Source organism: Rhodococcus globerulus (assembly GCF_019334125.1).
Taxonomy (GTDB): Bacteria; Actinomycetota; Actinomycetes; order Mycobacteriales; family Mycobacteriaceae; genus Rhodococcus_F; species Rhodococcus_F globerula.
The window spans coordinates 755,945-780,432 of sequence record NZ_CP079698.1 but is presented as its reverse complement, the minus strand read 5'-3'; the positions used below and the strand labels follow the sequence as shown (position 1 = coordinate 780,432).

Here is a 24,488-nt window from a genome sequence, read left to right as displayed (position 1 = left end):
GACGAGTGGAGCAGACGTGAGCACCAGTATTGATTCGTTCGGAGCAAAGGGAACCCTCGAGGTCGGTGAGAACTCTTACGAGATCTTCCGCCTCTCGGCCGTCCCCGGCACCGAGAAATTGCCTTATTCCTTGAAGGTTCTCGCCGAGAACCTTCTCCGCACCGAAGACGGTGCCAACATCACCGCGGATCACATCCGCGCCATCGCAAGCTGGGATCCCTCAGCTGAGCCGAGCATCGAAATCCAGTTCACGCCTGCCCGCGTGATCATGCAGGACTTCACCGGCGTTCCTTGCATCGTCGACCTCGCCACCATGCGTGAGGCTGTCACCACCCTCGGTGGCGACCCGAACAAGGTCAACCCGCTCTCCCCCGCCGACATGGTCATCGACCACTCGGTCATCCTCGACGTCTTCGGCCAGGCCGACGCTCTCGAGCGCAACGTCGACCTCGAATACGAGCGCAACGGCGAGCGTTACCAGTTCCTCCGTTGGGGTCAGGGCGCATTCGACGACTTCAAGGTCGTCCCCCCGGGAATGGGAATCGTTCACCAGGTCAACATCGAGTACCTGGCACCCACCGTCATGTCCCGTAACGGACAGGCATACCCCGACACCTGTGTCGGCACCGACTCGCACACCACGATGGTCAACGGCCTCGGCGTGCTCGGCTGGGGCGTCGGCGGCATCGAGGCCGAGGCAGCAATGCTCGGTCAGCCCGTCTCCATGCTCATCCCCCGCGTTGTCGGCTTCAAGCTCTCGGGTGAGATCAAGCCAGGCGTCACCGCAACCGACGTCGTGCTCACCGCCACCGAGATGCTCCGTAAGCACGGCGTCGTCGGCAAGTTCGTCGAGTTCTACGGCAAGGGTGTCGCCGAGGTTCCGCTCGCGAACCGCGCAACCCTTGGCAACATGAGCCCCGAATTCGGTTCCACCGCAGCGATCTTCCCGATCGACAGCGAAACGATCGACTACCTGCGCCTCACCGGCCGCAGCGACGAGCAGCTCGCTCTCGTCGAGTCGTACGCCAAGGAACAGGGCCTGTGGCACAACCCGGACCAGGAGCCCGTCTTCTCCGAGTACATCGAGCTCGATCTGGGAACCGTTGTTCCCTCGATCGCCGGCCCGAAGCGCCCGCAGGACCGAATTCTGTTGTCGGACTCCAAGCCTGCGTTCCGCAAGGACATCCACAACTACGTGGAAGACAACCAGCCGACCGAGCACACGCAGCTCGACGAGGCCGTCGAAGAGTCCTTCCCCGCTTCCGATCCCGCGGTGCTCTCCTTCGCTGACGACGGAGCGGTCGACGTTCTCTCGGCTGCGAACGGTGCGCATGGCCGTCCGAGCAAGCCGGTAGTCGTCAAGTCCGACGCCGGTGAATTCGTTCTGGACCACGGCGCCGTGGTTGTTGCCGGCATCACGTCCTGCACCAACACGTCCAACCCGTCGGTCATGCTCGGCGCTGCACTGCTCGCACGCAACGCCGTCGAAAAGGGCCTTGCCACCAAGCCGTGGGTCAAGACCAACATGGCGCCCGGTTCGCAGGTCGTCACCGACTACTACGAGAAGGCCGGCCTGTGGCCGTACCTCGAGAAGCTCGGCTACTACCTCGGCGGTTACGGCTGCACCACGTGCATCGGTAACACCGGCCCGCTGCCCGAGGCAGTCTCGAAGGCCATCAACGACAACGATCTCTCGGTCACCGCGGTGCTCTCGGGTAACCGTAACTTCGAGGGTCGCATCTCCCCCGACGTCAAGATGAACTACTTGGCTTCCCCGCCGCTCGTGATTGCCTACGGCCTCGCCGGAACCATGGACTTCGACTTCGAGACCGACTCGCTCGGTAACGACACCGACGGAAACCCCGTCTACCTCAAGGACATCTGGCCGTCCACGCAGGAAATCGAAGAGACGATCAAGTCCTCGATCGACCAGGACATGTTCCGCAAGTCGTACGCAACCATCTTTGCGGGCGACAGCCGCTGGCAGAACCTCGAAACACCGAAGGGCGACACCTTCGAGTGGGACGCGAACTCCACCTACGTGCGGAAGCCACCCTACTTCGACGGTATGACGATGGATCCGGCTCCGGTCAAGGACATCAAGGGCGCTCGCGTCCTCGCACTGCTCGGCGACTCGGTCACCACCGACCACATCAGCCCGGCAGGTCCGATCAAGGTCGGCACCCCCGCCGCGCAGTACCTCGACTCCCATGGCGTCGAGCGTGCGGATTACAACTCGCTCGGATCGCGTCGCGGTAACCACGAGGTCATGATTCGCGGAACGTTCGCGAACATCCGTCTGCGTAACCAGCTTCTTGATGACGTCTCGGGTGGATACACGCGCGACTTCACGCAGGAAGGCGCACCGCAGGCATTCATCTACGACGCGTCGCAGAACTACCAGGCAGCCGGCATCCCGCTGGTCGTCCTGGGCGGCAAGGAGTACGGCTCCGGATCCTCGCGTGACTGGGCTGCCAAGGGCACGAGCCTGCTCGGCGTCAAGGCCGTCATCACCGAGTCGTTCGAGCGCATCCACCGCTCCAACCTCATCGGCATGGGCGTTGTCCCGCTGCAGTTCCCGGTCGGCGAGTCCGCAGGGTCGCTCAAGCTCGACGGCACCGAGACCTTCGACATCGAAGGCGTCGAGAAGCTCAACGAGGGCGTCACCCCGAAGACCATGAAGGTCACGGCAACGCGCGAGAACGGCGAGAAGGTCGTGTTCGACGCAGTCGTACGCATCGATACCCCCGGTGAAGCGGATTACTACCGCAACGGTGGCATCTTGCAGTACGTGCTCCGCAACATGATCCGAGGCTAGTTCGCCAGCCTGCCTTTTCCGCACGGCGGACTCAGCGACCTTGCTGAGTCCGCCGTGTGCGTTTGGTATCGGTTCACGGGTGGTGCCAACTCCGAACAAAGAGTCGGCATCGTGGAGATGCGCGAGACGAGGACAAGAACGTGCCCAAGGTCAGTGAAGACCATCTCGCGGCACGGCGCAGTCAGATCCTTGACGGTGCCCGCCGCTGCTTTGCGGAATACGGCTACGACGGCGCCACAGTCAGAAGACTGGAAGATGTCACCGGGTTGTCCCGAGGCGCGATCTTTCATCACTTCAAGGACAAGGACGGACTTTTCCTCGCGTTGGCGAGCGAGGACGCGAGCCGCATGGCCGACGTCGTCGCCGAAGAGGGCCTTGTGCAGGTGATGCGCGACATGCTCGCTCAGCCCGACCAATTCGATTGGCTTGGCACGCGCTTGGAAATTGCCCGGCGACTGCGGACCGATGCGGATTTCCGTGCTAAATGGTCACAGCGGTCGGCGGAACTCACCGAGGCGACCAGCGCTCGTCTGGCCTTCCAGAAATCTGCCGGGCGGTTGCGTGACGACGTACCCACCGACGTACTGATCGGCTATCTCGATCTGGTGATGGACGGTCTGGTGGCCCGAATCGCGTCGGGCCACGCCGGCAACAATCTGTCGGCGGTCCTCGATCTGGTCGAGGAATCGGTGCGTCGACAGGACTGAGGGACTGCGCCCCTGTGCGCCTTTTCGGTAGTGGGAGCTACCAGAAAGGCGCACAGGCGGTTACGCCAGCTGAATCAGCTCGAGGTATTCCTGCGACCAGTGATCCTCGTTGCCGTCGGGCAGAAGGATGACGCGCTCGGGGTTGAGAGCCTCAGCCGCACCCGGATCGTGAGTCACCAGGACAACGGCGCCGGTGTAGCTGCGAAGCGCGTCCAGGACCTGCTCACGGGAGATCGGGTCGAGGTTGTTGGTGGGCTCGTCGAGCAGCAGGACGTTTGCAGCGGACGACACCAGACCGGCCAGTGCCAGACGGGTCTTCTCACCACCGGAGAGCGTGCCTGCCGGCTGTTCGAGCTGCGGGCCCGTGAACATGAATGCACCCAGGAGCGAACGCAGTTCCTGCTCCCCCGTGTCCGGAGCGGCGTGACGGATGTTCTCCCACACCGAATCGTTGTCGTCGAGGGTGTCGTGCTCCTGCGCGAAGTAACCGATCTTGAGTCCGTGACCCGCGATCAGCTCACCGGCATCGGCTTTCTCGGCGTTCGCGAGGATGCGCAGCAGGGTCGTCTTGCCTGCACCGTTGAGTCCGAGGATGACAACGCGGGATCCGCGGTCGATCGCCAGGTCGACGCCGGTGAAGATTTCGAGTGAGCCGTACACCTTGGTGAGGTTCTTGCCCATGAGCGGCGTCTTGCCACATGCTGCGGGCTCGGGGAACCGGATCTTCGCGACCTTGTCGGACACGCGCTCGGCATCGAGGTTGGCCATCAACTTGTCTGCGCGCTTTGCCATGTTCTGAGCGGCAACAGCCTTGGTTGCCTTGGCGCCCATCTTGGCTGCCTGGATGCGCAGAGCGCCGGCCTTCTTCTCGGCGTTGGCGCGCTCGCGGCGCCGACGCTGCTCGTCGGTTGCACGGGCGTCGAGGTACTTCTTCCAGTTCATGTTGTAGATGTCGGCTTCACTGCGCACGGCGTCGAGGAACCACACGCGGTTGACGACGTCGTTGAGCAGATCCACATCGTGACTGATGACCACAAGGCCACCCTCGTGGTTCTGGAGGAATCCGCGCAGCCACGTGATGGAGTCCGCGTCGAGGTGGTTGGTGGGCTCGTCGAGGAGCAGAGTCGTGTCCGAGCGTGCCCCGCTACCGTCGGACGCGGCAAAGAGAATTCGAGCCAACTCGACGCGTCGACGCTGACCACCGGACAGCGTGCTGAGCGGCTGGCCGAGGATGCGATCTTCGAGGCCGAGGCTGCTGGTGATGCGCGCAGCTTCACTCTCGGCTTCGTAGCCGCCCAGGGAGGAGAAGCGGTCTTCGAGCTGACCGTACTTCTTGACTGCCTTGTCCTGTGATTCCTGGTCGAGAACCTCGCCCATGAGAATCTGCTGCTTCTCCATGTCACGGAGCATCGTGTCGAGGCCACGGGCAGAGAGGACACGATCCTTGGCGAGCACGCTCAAGTCGCCCTCTTTGGGGTCCTGCGGCAGGTATCCGAGGTCGCCGGTCCGGACGACCTTGCCCGCGTACGGCTCACCCTCACCGGCGAGGAGACGCAGTGTGGTGGTCTTGCCTGCACCGTTACGACCGACCAATCCGATGCGATCACCGGGCTGAATTCGCAAGGACGGACCGGGCGCCGTGAGAAGGGTGCGGACACCGGCACGAACTTCGAGGTCAGTGGCGGTAATCAAGCAGAACTCCTCAGAACTAAAGACAACTACGGGCAAACGTGTCCTGACGGCAGACACAAGAACTTCCAATTTTACCGTGAGCTGGGGCCATCTCCGACCAGCGGCGTGTGAATCCGCTAACAGTGGGAGATCTGCGATGTAGATGGAATCCTCGGGGGATGACAACCCGAACAACCGCCGCAGACGTCGTCATCGTGGGCGGCGGGCCGGCCGGGCGGGCGCTGGCGACGAGATGCGTCGCCCACAATCTGTCGGTCATTCTGATCGATCCGCACCCCACGCGAGCGTGGACGGCAACGTATGCGGCCTGGCTCGACGAGCTTCCGGCGTGGTTGCCGGACGCGGCCATTTCCAGTCGTATCGGTCGCCCGTCGGCGTGGGCGCAGCGACCCACAACGCTCGATCGCACTTACTGCGTATTGAATACATCGATACTGCAATCAATACTGTCGACCGGATCTACGCAGGTCATAGCAGAGAGAGTCACTCATGTGACTACCCACTCCCTCATCTGCGCTGACGGGACCCGTATCGGCGCACAGGTCGTGGTCGATGCCCGTGGAACACCACCAACTCCCAGAATGGCTCAGCAAACCGCCTTCGGAATCGTGGTCGATCGCGCCGCCACGGAGCCCGCACTCGACGGCAACGCAGCCTGGTTCATGGATTGGCGACGCGACAACGGCACCGCGGAAACCGCAGAGCCGTCGTTCCTCTACGCCGTCCCCCTCAACGCCAACCGGACGCTCCTCGAGGAGACGTGTCTTGTAGGTCGACCGCCCCTACCGCTCGGCGAGCTGAAACGGCGACTGCACATTCGGCTCGGCAATCGCGGCGTCACCGTTGCGGAAGACGCCCCCGTCGAACGTGTCCGGTTCGCTGTGGAATCGCCACCGCGTCGGCGCGGTGATCCCTTCCGATTCGGCGCACGCGGCGGACTGATGCATCCCGGCACCGGGTACAGCGTCGCCACGGCCCTGAACGAAGCAGACGCTGTTGCATCCGCGATTGCCCGCGGCGACGACCCTCAGCGCGCTCTGTGGCCGCGATCGGCTCGAGCTGTCGCAGCACTGCGGCGGGTAGGACTGAGCGCACTTCTTACCCTCGAGCCTGGTGACGTCGAGACGTTCTTCGCGACGTTCTTTGCGCTGCCCGTCGAGCAGCAACGGGCCTATCTATCGGATCGCCGCGATACGGTCGCGACGGCGAAGGTCATGACGTCACTATTCGCCGCCTCACCGTGGCGGGTGAGGCGAACATTGATGGGCGCGCCGCTTTCAGCGTTGAGGTCGAAATAACGGCGGTCCAAGTAACGGTCGTTGATAGCGTCACTACATATCGCCTCACCGATCACTGGAGTTTCCTTGTTCATTCTTTATGCCGTTGTTGCTGTGATTCTGACTGCCACTCTCGCCGGATCTGCCTATCTCGACATCACCCGCGAAGAAAAACTGGTCGACACCCTGACCGGATTGGGCGTTCCCGAAGAATGGATTCCCGGACTCGGCGTCATCAAGCTCGTCGGCATCGTCGGCCTATTGGTCGGGCTTGTTGTCCCCGTGATCGGCATTGCCGCCGCCATCGGACTGATCCTGTATTTCATCGGCGCCGTCGCCGCTCACCTGCGATCGGGCGACCAGAACATCGTGCCTCCGGCGATGCTCGGGCTCCTCGCCGTTGCCGCCTTGGTGCTGCGTATCGCGTCGTCCTGACCCGCCGACGCGGTGATCGCGAACAACAATTCGACATCGCACCCATTGTTTTCTCTCGCGCAATTGCGTTGCAGCGACCATCATGGGAACCATGCGATCGATTTGGAAAGGCTCGATAGCGTTCGGTCTGGTCAATGTTCCGGTCAAGGTGTACTCCGCAACAGAAGATCACGACATCAAGTTCCACCAGGTCCACGCCAAGGACGGCGGCCGGATCAAATACAACCGCGTGTGCTCGGAGTGCGGAAACACTGTGCAATTTGCCGATATCGACAAAGCATACGACGCCGAAGACGGGACGCGCGTTGTCCTGACCGACGAGGATTTCACGAAGCTGCCGGCTGCGGAAAAGCATGAAATTCCGGTGCTCGAGTTTGTCGCGAACGAGCAGATCGACCCCATCCTTTTCGAGAAGAGTTACTTCCTCGAACCGGACTCCGCGTCACCGAAGGCATACGTCCTTCTCTCGACGGTGCTCACGGAGAGCGATCGCACTGCGCTTGTCCACTTCACACTCCGGCAGAAAACGCGTCTGGCGGCGTTGCGCGCCAGGGACGGCGTCCTGGTAATTCAGACCCTGCTGTGGCCGGACGAGGTTCGCGCTGCCGAGTTCCCCTCGCTCGACGGCGCAGAGAAGCCGAAGCCGAAGGAACTCAAGATGGCGCAGACACTGGTAGACAGCATGGCGGGCGATTTCGACCCGACCGAATTCACCGACGACTATCAGCTTCAGCTTCGCGAACTGCTCGAGAACATGATCGAGAGCGGCGGCAAGAAGGTCATCCCCGCAGCCGAGGTCGAACAAGGCGGCGAGGACGCCGACGTCGTCGATCTGGTGGCAGCACTGCAACGAAGCGTCGACGAGGCAAAATCCAACGCGTCGAAGACCAAGACCCGCAAGCGCGCCTGAGCACCTACCGCCGAATGTCCTGTTCGTCGATCAAGGCATCGAGTTCAGCGTCGACGTCGGTGCTTCGATCACCACCCGACGCAACGGCCAGTTTCACCGCGGGCCCGATCGCCGCCAGCCCGACGTCGGTAAACATGTCCGCGTGTGAGGTGGGGACCGGACGGTCCACGATCACGCCGGTTATGAACGGTCGCCACGCCGACGCAGTGCGCAGTGGGTCGAAGGTGTCCGTGTGTGCCGAGAAGAACAGCAGATCACCGACGAATCTGCCGGGGCGATACCGATGTGCAAGGTGCGCCCCGGCGCAGTACTCGTCGTACAGTCGCTCGATCGTGTTGCTGGAGGCCAACGGATGATCCCCGATACTGCGACGGAGTAACACTTCCGCAGCCGCGGGAGTCAACTCCACCGCATCAGGGACCGCTATCCCCAGCCCCGCGACCAATTCCGCGAGTGTGGGTTGCGCTCCGTCCATTGACGGATCCTCGAGCACGAAACTGTCCAACAGGACCAGTTCGGCAACGCTCTCCCCCAATGCCTGCAGCTGCACGGCAGCAGCGTGCGCGATCAGTCCCCCGATCGACCATCCGAGTAGGTGATATGGACCGTGCGGCTGGACTCGGCGGATCTCCGCGACATATCTCGCCGCAAAATCTTCGATCATCTCTGCCCGGAATTCCGGGTCCGTGAGGATCGGCGACTGCAGGCCGTACAACGGTCGGGCTGGATCGACGTACTGAGCCAACCCGCCGTAGCACCAGGCCAAGCCGATCGCGGGATGGACGCAGAACAGCGGTTCGGCTTCCCCTGAGGTTCGGATAGGCAGCAGAACCGACAGTGCTGATGCATCCGGCTCGGACAGTGCTGATGTATCCGGCTCGGACGAGTCTGCGTCGGCAAGCTTGCGGGCCAGCGCCTCCGGCGTCGGATCCGAGAACAACCACCCCACGGGAACTGCGCTCCCGGTCCTCACCCCGATCGCAGCTACCAGACGTGTTGCCATCAGCGAGTTTCCGCCGAGATCGAAGAAGCTCGAATCTGCATGGACCATGTCGACGTCGAGTTCGAGTACGTCGGCGAATGCCGCGCACAGAGCGATCTCCGCGGAACCCTCCGGCCTCCGGCCGCCGTCGTCGTCCCACGTGGGGGTCGGGAGCGCGGAGCGATCGACCTTCCCTGCCGGCGACGTCGGGATCGAGTCGATCGTCACGAAGGCGGACGGCACCATATGCGTCGGCAACAAGCGAGCGGCATGGCGGCGCAACATTGCCGAATCGATACTTCCGCCGACGGCAGGGACGACGTACGCCACGATCCTGGAATCGCTGCCGGCCCCCACGACGGCCGCGACGGCTGCACGGACCGACGGTTCCGACGCCACGACCGTGTCGATTTCTCCCAGCTCGATACGGAACCCACGCACCTTGACCTGGTGGTCGCCACGTCCGAGGTAGTTCAACGAACCGCCGCGGTCGCTGCGCACCAGATCGCCGGTGCGGTACATCCGCGCACCTGCCTGGCCGTGCGGGTCGGCAACAAACCGTGTTGCCGTCAACGCGGGACTACCGAGATACCCCCGCGCAAGTCCGGCCCCGTTGACGTACAACTCCCCGACGAGTCGCCCGGGTACCGAGTGCAGGCGCGAATCGAGAACACGCGCGGCGACGCCCCGGATCGGGCCACCGATCGACACCGGATCCCCGACGCTCAACTCGTCGCTGATCGTGACCGCGACCGTGGCCTCGGTCGGACCGTAGGCGTTGAACATCCGTCGCCGTGGGGCCCACTGGGATACGAGCTCGGCTGAGCACGTATCGCCGCCGACGATCACTACGTCGAGCTGATCGAGTCCGCTGGGATCAACCGTCGCCAGGGCCGCGGGGGTGACAAACGCGTGCGTGACGGCGCAGCGCTGCATCACATCTCGCAGTTCGGCGCCGCCGTACACCGTCGAGGGTGCAATCACCATGGTTGCGCCTGCGCCGACGGCAAGCAGCAGTTCGAGAATCGACGCGTCGAAGCTGGGAGACGCAAAACTCAGGGTGCGGGAATCAGCGCTCACGCCGAATCGCTCGCGTTGTTCCTCCGCAAAAGCTGACAGTCCCGCGTGGGTGACCAACACGCCCTTCGGTTTTCCGGTGGAACCGGACGTGTAGATCAGGTAGGCCGGGTGATCGAGCTCGACCGACACCGGACGCACGTCTGCGCCGCCGACGGTAAGTTCGAGCGACTCGAGTGTGACCCACCGCGATGTGTCCGGCAGGTCGGCGACATAACTGCCGGCTGTCAGTCCGAGAACGGCCGCGCTGTCGCGAAGCATGTGTTCGATGCGTTCGGCCGGATACGCCGGATCTACCGGCAGGAACGCCGCGCCGGTCTTGGCTACAGCCCACACTGCGATCACGTAGTCGACGGAGCGCGGAAGTGCAATCGCGACAATCGTTTCCGGGGCAGCGCCACTCGCTACCAGCACGCGGCACAGAGCGTCGGACCGGCGATCGAGTTCGCCGTACGTCAGAGCGTCGGATCCCGCCGCATCGATCAATGCCAAAGCCAACGGATCGGACGCAGCTCGGGCGAGAAGCTGCGGCAACGTCGCGGGGTCGCCTGCTACGTCACCGCGCACAGCACTGGACTCATTCGGTCCGAGGAGGTCCACGTCGCCGACTACGACGGTCGGATCGGCAGTCACCTCGGCGACAAGCGTCTCCAACATCGTTGCAAACGACGCAGCGGTATCTGCGTCGAGCAGATCCGTTGCATAGGTCAGGGACGCGGTGTATCCGGCGCCCTCTGCGTCTGTCTGTTCCACGACCGTGAATTGCAGATCGAACTTCGCGACGTCGGGCGTGATCTCCTCCGCGCGGACGCTCAGTCCGGGCAGTTTCCACGCCACCTGATGAGCGGCGTGGAAGGAGAACATCGTCTGGAACAACGGATGGCGGTCGGTTGTACGCGTCGGCGCAACAACCTCCACAACCTGTTCGAAAGGAATGTCCGTGTGGGCAAATGCATCCAGGTCAACGGCGCGAACAGTGCGTAGTACGTCGACGAAGGTCGCAGCGGGATCGACAATCGTGCGCAGTCCGACGGTGTTGACGAACATTCCGACCAGATCGTCGAGAACTCGGTGGCCACGTCCGGCGACCGGCGAGCCGATCACGACGTCGCTGCTGCGACTCACGCGAGACAGCAGCACGGCGTATGCCGCGTGCAACACCATGAACGGTGTCGCTGCGTTAGATCCGGCAAGGGCTTCCACTGCGGTGCGAATGTGCGACGGCAGCGCGACGGTGACGTGCGCACCAGCCAGCGATTGAGTGAGCGGGCGCGGCCGATCGACGGGGAGATCGATCAACTCGGGTGCCCCGCGCAAGGTTTCCCGCCAGTACGACGCCTGTGCGCCGAGCACACTATCGGGGTCGTCCGCGCCGCCGAGAGCCTGGCGTTGCCACAGGGCGAAGTCGGCGTAGTGCACGTCGAGGGGTGTGAAGTGCGGAGCATGCCCGGCGCATCGCGCAATGTAAGCGGTGAGCACGTCCCTCATCAAGGGCGCGACGGACCATCCGTCAGCGGCGATGTGGTGCACGACGATGACAAGAGTGTGGCGATCCGGTGCGGTCTCCATCAGTAGTGCGCGGATGGGTGCTTCGGAGGTGACGTCGAAGCCGCGAGAAGCAAATTCGGCGGCAATCGACACCGCCCCACGGGCGCCTTCCGTCTCGAATTCCACCGCGGTGACGTTGCTCTGCACCACCTGATGCGGCCCGGTATCCGAGTCGGGGAACACCGTTCGCAAGATCTGGTGACGCTCGATCACATCGAGCACCGCAGCTTCGAGAGCCGGCACGTCGAGGCTGCCGTCGAGTGAGATTGCCGCCGGAACGTTGTACGCGGGTGAGGCCGGATCGAGTTGGTTGAGGAACCAGATGCGTGATTGCGCGTACGACAGTGGAATTCGTTCGGGGCGCTTGCTGACAGTGATCGGCGGCAGCGCCAGGACCGAAGCCGTTGAATCCAGCGCAGCTGCGAGGTCTCGGATGTCTGGGTGTTCGAACAGCATGCGGACCGGAACGTGGCGGCCCAGTGATTCGCCGAGACGCGCAACCAGCCTGGTCGCGAGCAGTGAGTTGCCGCCGAGGTCGAAGAAATTGTCCAGGGCGCCGATGTCCTCGGTACCGAGCAGTTCTCCGAACGCGTCGGCGACCACCAGTTCGGTTGCCGTGACCAGGGGCGCCACCGTTCGCTCGATCGTGCCAAGCACCGGGGCCGGTAGTGCGGCGCGGTCCAGCTTTCCGACGGGGGTGAGTGGAACGTGGCCGATCGGAGTGATCGCCGATGGCACCATGAATGCCGGCAGGGACCGGCGCGCATGGCTCAGAAGCTCTTCCACCGCAACTGTTTCCGTCGACAGCACCACGTACGACGCCAATATCGTCTCGCCGGCCGGGCCGTCCACACCCACCGTGACGGCAAATTCGACGCCGGGATGGCTGCTGAGAACCGAATCGATTTCGCCGAGTTCGATGCGGAACCCACGAACTTTCACCTGATGATCGGACCGCCCGACGTAGTCGATGGTTCCGCCGGCAGTCCACCGCACCAGGTCACCGGTCCGGTACATACGAGTTCCACTGGGACCGAATGGCGCCGCCACAAATCGCGATGCGGTCAGCGCAGGCTGATCGTGGTATCCGCGGGCCAGTCCGAGACCGGCGATGTAGAGCTCACCCGTCACACCGATCGGCACCGGATTTCCGGATCCGTCGAGAACGACAGCCGACACTCCGCGGACCGGTCCGCCGATAGTGACCGGCTCCCCCACTGCCAACGCGTCGCTGATGCACACCATGACCGTGGTTTCAGTGGGGCCGTAGCCGTTGAACAACCGACGGCCCGGCGCCCATCGCTGCACCAGTTCGGGCGGGCATGCTTCGCCGCCGACAACGATCGATTGGAGCACGTCAAGTCCGGCGGGATCGACCGAGGCAAGCGCTGCTGGTGTGATGAAGGCGTGCGTGACGCCTTCACGGGCGATGAGCTCGGCCAGATCTTCACCGCCGTACACATCGGGCGATGCAATCACCATCGTGGCGCCGGTATCGATGGCAAGCAGTAGTTCGAGGATAGAAGCGTCGAAGCTCGGTGACGAAAAATGAAAGGTCCGCGAGGAGGCAGAGATGCCGTATCGCTGCGTTTGTTCTGCGGCTAGCGCACTCAGTCCGCGGTGAGTGACGCTGACGCCCTTGGGTTTACCCGTCGAGCCCGACGTGTAGATGATGTATGCAAGGTTGTCGGCTCGGATAGGTGCTGCTGGTACCACCAGTTCGCGCGAATCAGCGACAATCTCATCCATTGTCAACCACGGCACGGATCGTGGAAGCGACTCGAGCACAGATGTTGTCGTCAATCCGCGTGATGCTCCGGAATCGGTGAGCATGTGCAGGATTCGATCCGCCGGATATCGCGGATCGACGGGAACAAACGCCGCACCGGTCAATGCCACGGCCCACAGCGAAACAATCGAGTCGACGGAACGCGGAATCGCAATCGCCACAATGTCTTCGGCGCCGATTCCCTCCGTGGTCAACCGATGCGCGACCGCTGACGCGCGGGAATAGAGTTCACGGTAGCGCAGGGTCACATTTCCCGATCGGAGCGCAACCGAATGTCCGGCCTCCGTTGCCGTCTGGGTGAAGATGTCCGCCAAGGTGCGCGATCCGACCCAGGCCGGTCCGCGAACCGGCATCAGCGACGCCCGCTCGTCGGCGGTGAGCAGTTCTATATCGGCGATCGTGGTACTCGGATCGGCGATTACGGCCCGCGCTACCGACTCGAACCGCGCGGCAATCCGCGCTGCTGTGTCCTCGTCGAACAAAGCGTGCGCGAAACGCAGGGAGCCGGTGACCTCCGGGTTCTCGGAATCACCCGCCACGAGCGTCAGTTCGAGATCGAATTTCGCTGTCGCAGGTTCGAGTGGCTCCGCGTGAAGATGGACGCCATGCACACTCACCTGCGGAGACACAATATTCTGGTGGTACGACAGCATGACCTGGAACACCGGATGACGCGGAGTCGACCGGTCGAGGTCGAGTGCGTCCACCAGCACGTCGAAGGGCAGATCGGCGTGTTCGAATGCGGCGAGGTCGCTCTCGCGTACGGCGTCGAGCAGGTCCGTGAACGGCGCCCGGTGATCAACCGCTGTGCGCAGCGGCAAGGAGTTGACGAACATTCCGATCAGCGCATCGAGTTCGGGGCGTCCACGGCCGGCAACCGGTGTTCCGATCACCACGTCGTCGGTCGCGCCGAGGCGTGCAAGAACAAGTGCAAACATCGCATGCAAGACCATGAACTGCGTTGTTCCGGTGTCACGGGCCAGAACGCCGATGCGCCTGCCTGCATCGGAGTCGAGGATGACCGGGACGGAACCGACCGCGGTGGTGGACTCGGATCCTCGTGGACGATCCTTGGGTAGGCGCAATTCGTCCGGCGCGCCGGCCATTGCCGCCGTCCAGAATTTCAGCTCACGAGAAACCACGCTTTCCGGATCGTGTGCATCACCGAGAACGGTGTGCTGCCACAGTGCGTAATCGGCGTACTGCACGTCCAGCGGCGTAAATACCGGTGAGTCCCCCACTGCGCGAGCCGAATACGCAGCAACGAATTCCGCAGCAAACGGGGTCAACGACCAACCGTCGAAGGCAATGTGGTGGATAACCACCACCAGACGATGCACGTCCGGGCCTTCGCGTACCAGCAGCGCCCGTAGCGGAAGGTCCGCACTCAGGTCGAAACCTCGACCTGTGAACTCGTCCACCGTGGTGTCGGCACTACCGGTGCACTGCTCCACCGCAAAATTCACGTCGGCCCGCGCGCGAATGATCTGAACGGGACCGTCAGCGTCATCGACATAGACGGTTCTCAGTGCTTCGTGACGTGCGATGACATCGGACAATGCCGCTTCGAGGGCGTCGACCGACACGTTTCCGGTAATCCGAATCGAGAACGGAATGTTGTAAGCCGGCGATGCCGGATCGAACCGGTTGACGAACCACAGTCGCTGTTGCGCGGCCGAAAGCGGCACGCGATCAGGGCGGACAACGGCCGTGAGAGCCGGGCGATCGTCCGAGGCTGCGACGCACGAAGCGAGACGCAGTGCCAGACCTTCGACGGTGGGGTTCTCGAAGATCGACCGCACCTCTACCGCGATACCCGTCGCGGCGGTCAATCGTGCGGTGACCTGCGTGGCGATCAGCGAGTTGCCACCGAGATCGAAGAAACTGTCGGTTGCTCGCACGGCGGTCACATCCAGAAGCGCTGCAAAGACATCCGCTACTGCCTGCTCCAGACCCGGCTCCGGCGCGCGCCCGGTACCGAGGATTTCACGCGCGAGCGGCGTGGGTAGCGCCCGGCGGTCCAGCTTTCCTACCGGCGTCAGCGGTATGGCGTCGATGGCGGTGATGGACGACGGAATCATGTAGCGGGGCAAGGTTTCCCCGAGCAACCCGAACAGAGCTTCGGTGTCGCGGTTCTCGCCGTCGCGGTTATCGTCACTGAACAGCACGTACGACGCCAGTGCGGTCCCCACGGAGGATTCGACGGCGATTGTTGTTGCGAACTGTACAAGCGGAGATTCCATCAACGCGGCGTCGATCTCACCGAGTTCGATGCGGAATCCGCGGATCTTGAGTTGATGGTCGCTGCGCCCCACGTAGCGAAGTGTGAGGTCCTCGGTCCAACGAACGAGGTCTCCGGTTCGGTACATCCGTGCACCGTCGGGCGAATACGGATGTGCGACAAAACGATCCGATGTCAATCCGGCACGTCGATGGTAGCCGCGAGCCAACCCTGGTCCACCGATGTACAGCTCGCCGACGCCGCCGACCGGCACCGGTTGCAGCCGCGAGTCCAGGACAACGGCGTCGACACCGCGGATGGGTCCGCCGATGGTGATCGACTCACCGGGTTCGATCTGGTCGCTGATCGCCACCATCACCGTGGTTTCGGTGGGCCCGTACCCGTTGTGCAGCCGGCGTCCCCGGCTCCAACTCTCGACGAGTTCCGGTGTGCAGACGTCGCCGCCGACAACAACACATTCAAGGTCGGAGATACCGGCGGGATCTACCGTCGCGAGTGCTGCGGGTGTGACGAAGGCATGGGTCACCGCGCTCGTTCGAAGGAACTTCCCAAGCGCCTCGCCGCCGTAGATGTCGGCCGGCGCGATCACCATCGTCGCGCCGGTGGACCCCGCGAGCAGAAGTTCGAGTACGGCACCGTCGAAGCTCGGTGACGCAAAATGTAGGGTCCGGGAATTCTCGGTGATCCGATATCGATCCTGCTGTTCCCGCGCAAGATTGGCCAGGCCGGAGTGCGTCACGACGGTGCCTTTCGGCACACCGGTCGATCCGGACGTGTAGATGATGTACGCAGCAGACGCTGGTGTGGTCGATGTGGAGTGCTCGTCATGGCCGATCGGAGAGTCCGGATACGCCGCGACCTCCGCCGCGATGTCTGGGTCGCGAAAGTCGATCCACGCGGCAACGCTGCCACCTGCGGCAGCGTCGACTGATCTGATGCCGATCCGCGCTCCGGAATCCTCGAGCATGTGCGCCACGCGATCTTCCGGGTACCGCGGGTCGACGGGAACGAAGACTCCACCGGATTTGGCGACTGCCCACACTGCAAGAACCGAGTCGACCGACCGCGCAACTGCCAGCGCTACCGGCACTTCGCCGCACACGCCCAGGTCCATGAGGTATCGAGCGATCCGATTGGATTCACTGTCAAGCTCGCGGTACGACAGTGCGCGCTCACCGTCGTCGACGGCAATCCGGTCGGGATATGCCTCTGCCGTGCCGCCGATAATCTGCGCTAGCGTCGCATCGGGCAACCCTGCCTGACCGCGTCGTGGCAGTACGGCGGCGCTTTCACCGGTATGAAGCGTATGAAGATCGCCAACCCGAGTTGCCGGGTCGGTAACGGCGGACTTCACGAGCGTCATGAAGTTCTCGGCCATCGCTTCGATCGTCGAGGTGTCGAACAGGTCGGTGGAATAGGTGAGGGTGGCATCGATTCCGTCTGGTCGCGCAATCCCCTCGATCTCGGCTTCGTGTCGTTCGGCGATCGTCAATTCGAGATCGAACTTGGTCAGGCCGGTATCGACCGCACGAGCCGTCATCGAGATCCCGGCGATTTCTCCCGTGTTGGCGGTCGCGATCCGCGAGGTGATTGCCACCTGGAACACCGGATTGTGCGACGACGAGCGATCGATTTCCAGTGCGTCCACCACAACGTCGAATGGCACGTCTGCGTTCTCGAAAGCGTCGAGGTCGATACTTCTGACCAGTTCGAGGTACGCGTGAAATGTCATGCCGCGATCGATGACCGTCCGCAGAGCGAGTGTGTTGACGAACATGCCGACGATCGGATCCAGAGACCTGTCCCCTCGACCCGCGACCGGCGTTCCGACGACAATGTCGTCCGTACCGCTGTACTTGGCCAGTAGCAGAGCAAAGCAGCCGTGCAGAGCGATGAACGGCGTGGCGCCGTGGTCTGCGGCCAGAGCCGTCAGTTTCTGATGGACGGGCGCATCAATCCTGAAGTCCACGTGCGAACCGCGCAGCGACGGCGCGATCGGGCGAGGACGATCGATCGGCAGATCAAGTTGTTCGGGTGCGTCTGCGAGTTGGCGAGCCCAGAACGCAATCTGTTCGGATGCAAGCGAATTCGGGTCGGCGACTTCGCCAAGGTGCTGACGATGCCACAGGGCGTAGTCGGCGTACTGGACGGTTAGCGGTTCCCACATCGGAGCGTGGCCGGTGACCCGAGCGGCGTAGGCGCCGGTGAGATCGGCGGCCAGCGGAGCAAGTGACCAACCGTCCGCCACCATGTGATGCAGGACAACCACCAGGACATATTCGTCGGTATCGGCAACCTGGATCAGCAGGAACCGCACCGAAGATTCACGCACCAGATCAAAACCGGCCGAAGCAAATTCGAAGATCCGGTCGTCGAGCAAGCGCCGTTCGACGCCGATGGATTCCAGCGCCTCGAAGCCGTCACCGGGATCGAGGATTTCCTGAACTGCCTGGTCGCCGCACTGGGGAAACACGGTGCGCAGCGATTCGTGCCGAGTCACGACGTCGAGAAGAGCCTGCTGCAGCGCAGCGGTGTCGACGTTGCCCCGCAGCGATATCGCAAACGGAATGTTGTACGCACCGGACTCCGGCGCCACTCGCCCCAGGAACCACAGTCGCTGTTGTGCGGGCGCGAGCGGTAGCGTCTGCGGACGTGGTTCAACCCGCAGGGCGCCGCTGTCCGGCGTCTGAGTTGCGTGTTCTACGCTCGCGGAAATTCCGGAAACAGTCGGGTGGTCGAACAACGCCCGCAAGGGCATTCGCACGCCCGTTGCCTCGGCCACCCGGGCAACCACCGTCGTCGCGGCCAATGAGTTTCCGCCGAGATGGAAGAAGTTGTCGTCGAGCCCGAGTGGGCCACTGCCAAGAATGTCGGCAAGAACAGCGGCAACCGCAATTTCGGTCGCAGTAGTCGGTGACCGGAACGCAGCCTGGGAACCCAGGATCGGTGACGGCAGGCTGCGTCGGTCGAGTTTTCCATTGGTGGTCAAAGGAATTGCGTCGATCACCATGAACGCGTCGGGAACCATGTACGTCGGGAGCATTCCAGCAGCATGCATTCGCAACGCCTGGTCGTCGACGGCGTCGGCTGTGGTCACATACGTGACCAGAACATCACCGGCCGGTGTGGGTGCCACCACCGTCACGGCGTCGTTTACTCCAGGCGCAGCGAGGATTACGGCGTCGATCTCACCGAGTTCGATCCGGAAACCACGGATCTTGACTTGAGCGTCGCCGCGGCCGAGGTACTCGAGCCGGCCGGGTTCAACCCAGTGAGCCCGGTCTCCGGATCGGTACAGCCGCCCTCCGCCGGCGTTGAACGGGTCGGCGACAAACCTGCACGCCGTCAGGTCCGGACGCCCGAGGTAACCGCGAGCGAGCTGGCCGCCGGCAACGTAGATCTCCCCCGCAACACCCACTGGGACGGGTGAGAGGTGGTCGTCGAGCAGGTAGACCCGAAGCCCGTCGATGGCGTCACCGATCTGGCTGCCGGCCGCTGAGCGTGTGTGTGCACTGCCCAGTTCGAGACGAGTGACGTGCACCGTCGTTTCGGTGATCCCGTACATGTTGACAAGAGTCGGTGCCGAGTCGCTGTGATTGTCGTACCAGCGCCCGAGGCGACGCAGGTCCAGTGCTTCACCGCCGAAGATCACGTACCGGAGCGCAGTCGGAGACACTGCACGCGTGTCCGCCTCGATGTACTGGTAGAACGCCGACGGTGTCTGATTCAGCACGGTGACGCCTTCTTCGGCGACAAGGGCACGGAAGGCATCGGGATCACGCGAAAGGTCGTGGTCGACAAGTACCAGCGTTCCGCCGTTCAGAAGCGCTCCCCACAATTCCCACACCGAGAAGTCGAAGGCAAACGAGTGGAACATCGTCCACACATCGGTGTGGTCGAACCCGAAATCACGACGTGTGTTCTCGAACAGTCGCATCACCGCTGCATGAGTTACGGGGACGCCTTTCGGCCTCCCGGTCGAGCCCGACGTGTAGATGACGTAGGCCAGGTTGTCGGCGCTGTGAAAACCCGAGTGGTCGCCGAGAGCGTCGGCGGAGAATTCGGCGGATTCGACCCCGACCACCACCGCGCCAGAAATCTCGGCGTCGGAAATGATGCACACCGGCTTCGCGTCGTCGATCACAAAACTCACCCGATCAGCCGGGTGCGCACGATCGAGTGGGAGATAAGCACCGCCGGCCTTCAACACGGCTGTTACGGCGACGATCATGTCGAGCGATTTCGTCAGCATGATGCCGACAAGCGATTCGGAACGAACACCCTCCTGGATCAGCTTGCGGGCCAACCGGTTCGATCGCTCGTCCAGTACTCGGTACGACATCCGCTCGCTGCCGCACACCACCGCGACAGCGTGTGGCAGGTTGCGGACTTGACCGGCAAGGACGTCGGTCAGTGTACGAACCGGAGTTGGCGGCCGCACCGGCCGTACGAGCGCACCTCGCTCGTCGGCTCGCAGTAGCGCAACAGCCCCCAAAGCCAAGCGAGGTGTCGTCACCAGCGCGGTCAGGATTCGGTTGAAGCGGTCTGCGAGATCCTCGGCAGCTCGCTGCGAACCGAGCCAGTCCACAACCCCGGTGACAGTCCGGTCGCCGCTGCCGTCACTGCCAGCCGGGACCGTCAGCGAGACAACAAGGTCCGGGTCGGTGGCGATGTCGGACCCGATGGGCACCCCTACTATCAGCCCGGGAAACCGTGGGTGCGCGTCGAGTGCTTCGTCGAAACAGAGCATCGCCCGGAACAAAGGTCCGTTCTGCACTGTGCGACCGGCCCCGAGGGCTGCGGTCACCGATGTCAGAAGGGTGTCCGCACGATCGAATGCTTCGACAGCGACGCCATCCACGATCTCGACCAATTCCGCGAGCGTCGCGGAGGTCGACGCTTCGGTTCTCAGGACTAATTGATTGGCGAACATCGATACAAAATCGTCGGGACTCGGCGAACCGTATCCACGCACCGATACCCCGATTGACACTTCTTCGGCCGAGCCGTGGCGTCGTAGCAGGCCAACCATCGCGGACTGCAGCAGCACGAACACACTCGTATCCGTCGCCGCGGCCATCGACTCGAGACACCGGAACACATCGGATTCGATCGCGACGGGCGCCTGAGATCGAATCCCGTCCGCCGACACCGGCAGCCCCAGTTCTTCTGCAGGTGTCGAAAGTTTCCGCGCCCAGTATTCGATATTTTGCGAATGGCGAACATTGTCGACCCAGCTCCGTGCCCCGTGAAAATCTATATCCGACAATCGGGTATCAGGACCAGCGGCGCAGAACAATTCGAGGAAATCGAGGAACCCACAATGGTGGGCGGTGAGGGTCTCGTCGGTATAGAGATCCGGGTTGGCCGCAAAATCGATCTGGATGTCGGTGGTGGACGGCTGGTAGACGTTGACCGATAGATCCTCCACCGGGCCCGTCGAGATCACCCGGAGTTCACCGGCGGCGGCGCCAAGAGTAATGCCGGAATGAAACAGCATCAGATTGATCAGTGGTCCGTGAAATCCTCGACCATCGGCAATGGCCCCAGTACCCGCGTTGAGATCTCGTCGCAGATCCTCGTGTCGATACTTCTGATGACGCAACGCGCCGGTGAGTTCCAGTTTCACCTCGCGGAGCACGTCACCGACGCAGTAGTTCGGGTCGATCGTCGCCCGCAGCGGTACAACGTTCGACATCATTCCGCCGGACCGTCTGGCAGCCTTTGTCGTGCGTCCGGACACGGGCAGACTCAGGACCACATCTCTGGTGCCGATCGTGCGGGCCAGGAACGCGGCCAAGGCTCCGATCACTACTGACGCGGTTGTGACGTCATGAGCGTCCGCGACGATTGCGATGGTGTTTCGCAGCGCCGCAGGCACAGTTGCCGATCGGATCCGGGCCCACGACTGCGCTGGCGCCGTATTGCGTGCAAGTGACGTCCCGGACGGCTGATCAGCCATCTTCGTGTTCCAGTACTCCCGATCGCGGTTCCATCGCGTCGAACCCAGGTAGTCGGATTCGGACTGGACCAGTGCGGGGAGCGACGCTGTTTCCTGGTCGGGAACCGGTTCGTTCCGAACGGATGCGGTGTAGATCTCGGCTGTGCGATTCATCATCGACATCGCGCCGAACCCGTCGAGAGCCACGTGATGAATGCGGCTGTACCAGTAGTAACGGTCCTCCGCAAGCACGAGAACTGCCATCCGCACCAGACGATCGACGAAGGGATCCATGGGGGTGGTGTGTTCGCGGTGCATCCAATCCTGGGCTGCCGCTTCAGGCTCCGACTCTCCGCGCAGGTCCACCACGTCCAGCCGGTCATCCAGGTTCACGTCGAGCCATTGCCGTGGCGTGCCGTCCACCTCGACCAATCGGAGATACCCCGATCCGATCTCACGTCCGGTTTGCTTACTCGCCGCGGTCAGTACGGCAATGTCCAACGGTCCGTCCACATCGACGTACTGCGCAATGGTGACCGGAATTTCGGGCCTCAGCTGTTGCGCGACAAGTAAGGAAAGTTGTGAAGGGGACAGCGGGAAAGTGTCGGACATTCTTCCTCGATTGGGGCTACCTTCCACACGGATCTCCCTTGAACGAAATAGTCGTGACACACGAGCAAAAACGCACCAGTCAATAGGCCGAGCCAAGAAAGGAGCAAATGCCGAAAGCTGACAAATTGCCCACTTGAGATCTCATCGTGACTATCCGTCGCGGCGTTACCACACAGATATGAGAGCGGATCACAAATGCGGCAAAACAGGACTATCGTCCTGCATATAATGGCGAAAAGTCCCGCGGTAAACAAACTGGCGGGTCAGATACCCTCACCATAGGGCACCAAACGTCACAGGTCTTTGTGCGCCAGATCCACGGCCTCGAGCGTCAGTCGAGAATCATCGACCATGGCGCGAAGTATCCGCTGAAACCGGAATGCAAGATCACGGGCCTCTGTCGGCGGAGCAATGCAGTTCACGTAGCCGACGGCTCGGGAACTACCCGCCTGACTCGGTAGCGAGATGTACAGTTCTGGCATGTCGGCAAGTTCGAATCCGACTGGCACCCCGCCCATCACGGCCCGGAACCGTGGATGCGTGTCCATCGGCGATTGCGCAAATACCAGTGTCCTGAACAGCGGACCGTAGTCGAGTGAACGACGCTCGCCCAGCGCAGCCGCCACCGCGGACAACCGGATATCCGCGTGGATCAGCGCGTCGACAACTGCATCGTCGGTCCGCTCGATCAACCGGGTCAAACTCTCCGCGGTGTCGATGGTCAAACGAAGTACGACGTGATGGGCGTACATCGAGGCAAAGTTGTCCGGGTGCGGCGCACCATACCCTCGAAGCGGGACCCCGATCGAGACCTCCGAGGCTGAACCTCGTCGACGCAGCAATCCTGCGACGGCCGCGTGGTACACCACGAACATGCTGGTGCACATCGATGCTGCCAGCGATTCGAGCCGTCGATACAGCTGTGGGGAGATGACGACCGGCGCCGAGGAACGCTCACCTGCGAGCATAGGAAGCAAACCCAACGTCGGGGCGGGTGTCGACAACGCCTCACGCCAATACTCCAAGTTACGGGCCTGCAACCCCGCTGAATCCGGTGTCGTGTCAGCTCGCGGATCGACATCCGCCACGAGGGTCGCCGCGTCGCTGGAACCGATCAAGGCAAGAAGTTCACAAAAACTGCGATGGTGCTCGGTGAGGATTTCCTCCGAATACAGATCAGGATGCGCTGCAAAATCGACCTGAATGCCGCTCGTTTCGGAGTGCGACTGGAGCGTAACCTCCAAATCTTCGACGGGGCCCACAGACTCTAGATGCAGCACACCCCGCGCGTCGCCAAGAGTGATTCCAGATGGAAACAGATTCAATGCCAGAACCGGTGCGCGAAGCGGTTGCTGGTCGCGGTAGCGGCGGTGCCGAATCGCACCCACCAATTCGACTTTGACTGCCTGCACCAATTCACCAATTCGGCAATGCGGATCGAGCATGACGCGCAACGGCACGATATTCGACGCGCTTGCGCCGGCCACCCGCGCACTCGACGAAGTCGGCGCCGGCGTCGGAATTCGAAGAACTACATCACGAGAACCCGTCATGCGCCCGAGATACACGGCAAACGTCGCAATGAGCACCGTGGACAGGCTCACGCTCTCCGCTTCGGCGATGCCTTCGAGAGAGGCGATGACATGTCGCGGCACAGTTCCGGTTCGGACGTTGGGCAATGCCACAGCCGTCGCGGTTTCAGCCGCCAGCGACGTTCGGGTCGGCGCACCCGCAAGCGTTGCGTCCCAATACTTCTGATCCTGGATCCAGCGTTTCGACACACGGTAGCCGACCTCGGTGTCGACTGCCGTACGAGGCGAATATGGCGAATCCGGAGCCGTGTTCCGCACGGCCGCGGTGTAGATCTCGGCCGCTCGAATCATCATCGACCGGCAGCCCGCAACATCGAGCGCGATGCGATGCACTCGGGCGTACCAAATGCAGTGCTCGTCACCCAGAACGAGAATGGCCCACTGTGCCAGTTGCTCGGTCGACGGGTCCATCGGCCGAGCCGATTCGCGCTGCATCCAGTTCCGGGCCACGGTGTGTGGATCCGATTCGGTTCGGAGATCTACTACGTCGAACGAATTCGCGCCCAGCTTGCCACCATGACTCATGACAACACCCTGCGCCGGTAGCAGTGATCGGCATCCGAATTCACGGCTGGCGAGTGAACTAGCAGCTTTCAGCGTGTCGACGTCCAGTTTTCCTGCGACGTCCACGTAGTGGCTGACCGTCAGTGGAACGTCGGGCCGAGAATGCTGCGCCTCGAGAAGTTCCTGCTGCTGCGGCGAAAGAAGCGTGAGTTGACCCTGACGAGATGACCGGCGATCGCGCGAGGTTCCGAGAGCACGGTGTCTATCGGAGCTGCCTTTCACGCGGATCTCCCTTGGGATGTACGGTACGAAAACGGCAAAATGCCTTCGCTGGTAAAGATCGCGCGAACACATAACTCCGT

8 protein-coding genes are annotated in these 24,488 nt (G+C 62.7%); 5 read left to right on the top strand and 3 right to left on the bottom strand.

Annotated elements, in window-relative coordinates:
• Positions 1 to 16: 16 nt before the first annotated feature.
• Both acnA and KYT97_RS03570 read left to right on the top strand, forming a co-directional pair.
• On the top strand, positions 17 to 2,818 hold the full coding sequence (acnA, locus tag KYT97_RS03575; RefSeq protein WP_033232089.1) for an aconitate hydratase AcnA: 2,802 nt from the start codon (positions 17 to 19) through the stop codon (positions 2,816 to 2,818).
• Positions 2,819 to 2,958: 140 nt separating this feature from the next.
• Entirely contained in the window at positions 2,959 to 3,525 is a 567-nt protein-coding gene (locus KYT97_RS03570; protein ID WP_033232090.1) for a TetR/AcrR family transcriptional regulator, read from the top strand.
• A gap of 60 nt (positions 3,526 to 3,585) precedes the next feature.
• Here the strand turns inward: KYT97_RS03570 and KYT97_RS03565 are convergent, their stop codons facing one another.
• On the bottom strand, positions 3,586 to 5,217 hold the full coding sequence (locus KYT97_RS03565) for an ABC-F family ATP-binding cassette domain-containing protein (protein ID WP_033232091.1): 1,632 nt from the start codon (positions 5,215 to 5,217) through the stop codon (positions 3,586 to 3,588).
• A 158-nt stretch (positions 5,218 to 5,375) separates the two neighbouring features.
• Here KYT97_RS03565 and KYT97_RS03560 point away from each other — a divergent pair, with 158 nt between their 5' ends.
• The 3 genes from KYT97_RS03560 (at position 5,376) to ku (ending at position 7,839) form a co-directional block, all read left to right on the top strand.
• Positions 5,376 to 6,515, top strand: a complete 1,140-nt coding sequence (locus KYT97_RS03560) for a lycopene cyclase family protein (protein ID WP_219111768.1) — start codon at positions 5,376 to 5,378, stop codon at positions 6,513 to 6,515.
• A gap of 66 nt (positions 6,516 to 6,581) precedes the next feature.
• Positions 6,582 to 6,929: a DoxX family protein gene (locus KYT97_RS03555; protein ID WP_033232093.1), complete on the top strand. Its 348-nt coding sequence runs from the start codon at positions 6,582 to 6,584 to the stop codon at positions 6,927 to 6,929.
• A gap of 91 nt (positions 6,930 to 7,020) precedes the next feature.
• The gene (gene ku / locus KYT97_RS03550) at positions 7,021 to 7,839 is read left to right on the top strand and encodes a non-homologous end joining protein Ku (RefSeq protein WP_172935502.1); all 819 of its coding nucleotides are present in this window, start codon (positions 7,021 to 7,023) and stop codon (positions 7,837 to 7,839) included.
• A 4-nt stretch (positions 7,840 to 7,843) separates the two neighbouring features.
• On the opposite strand, the gene KYT97_RS03545 is transcribed toward ku, so the two are convergent.
• Together KYT97_RS03545 and KYT97_RS03540 are read right to left on the bottom strand one after the other, a co-directional pair.
• Entirely contained in the window at positions 7,844 to 22,030 is a 14,187-nt protein-coding gene (locus tag KYT97_RS03545) for a non-ribosomal peptide synthetase (RefSeq protein WP_245006005.1), read from the bottom strand.
• 293 nt (positions 22,031 to 22,323) lie between these two features.
• Entirely contained in the window at positions 22,324 to 24,408 is a 2,085-nt protein-coding gene (locus KYT97_RS03540; RefSeq protein WP_219111766.1) for a condensation domain-containing protein, read from the bottom strand.
• Positions 24,409 to 24,488 lie beyond the last annotated feature (80 nt).

Coding starts and splice junctions, on each gene's coding strand:
- KYT97_RS03560 (WP_219111768.1), top strand. CDS start 5,376: ATGACAACCCGAACAACCGCCGCAGACGTCGTCATCGTGGGCGGCGGG.
- ku (WP_172935502.1), top strand. CDS start 7,021: ATGCGATCGATTTGGAAAGGCTCGATAGCGTTCGGTCTGGTCAATGTT.
- KYT97_RS03545 (WP_245006005.1), bottom strand. CDS start 22,030: ATGTCCGACACTTTCCCGCTGTCCCCTTCACAACTTTCCTTACTTGTC.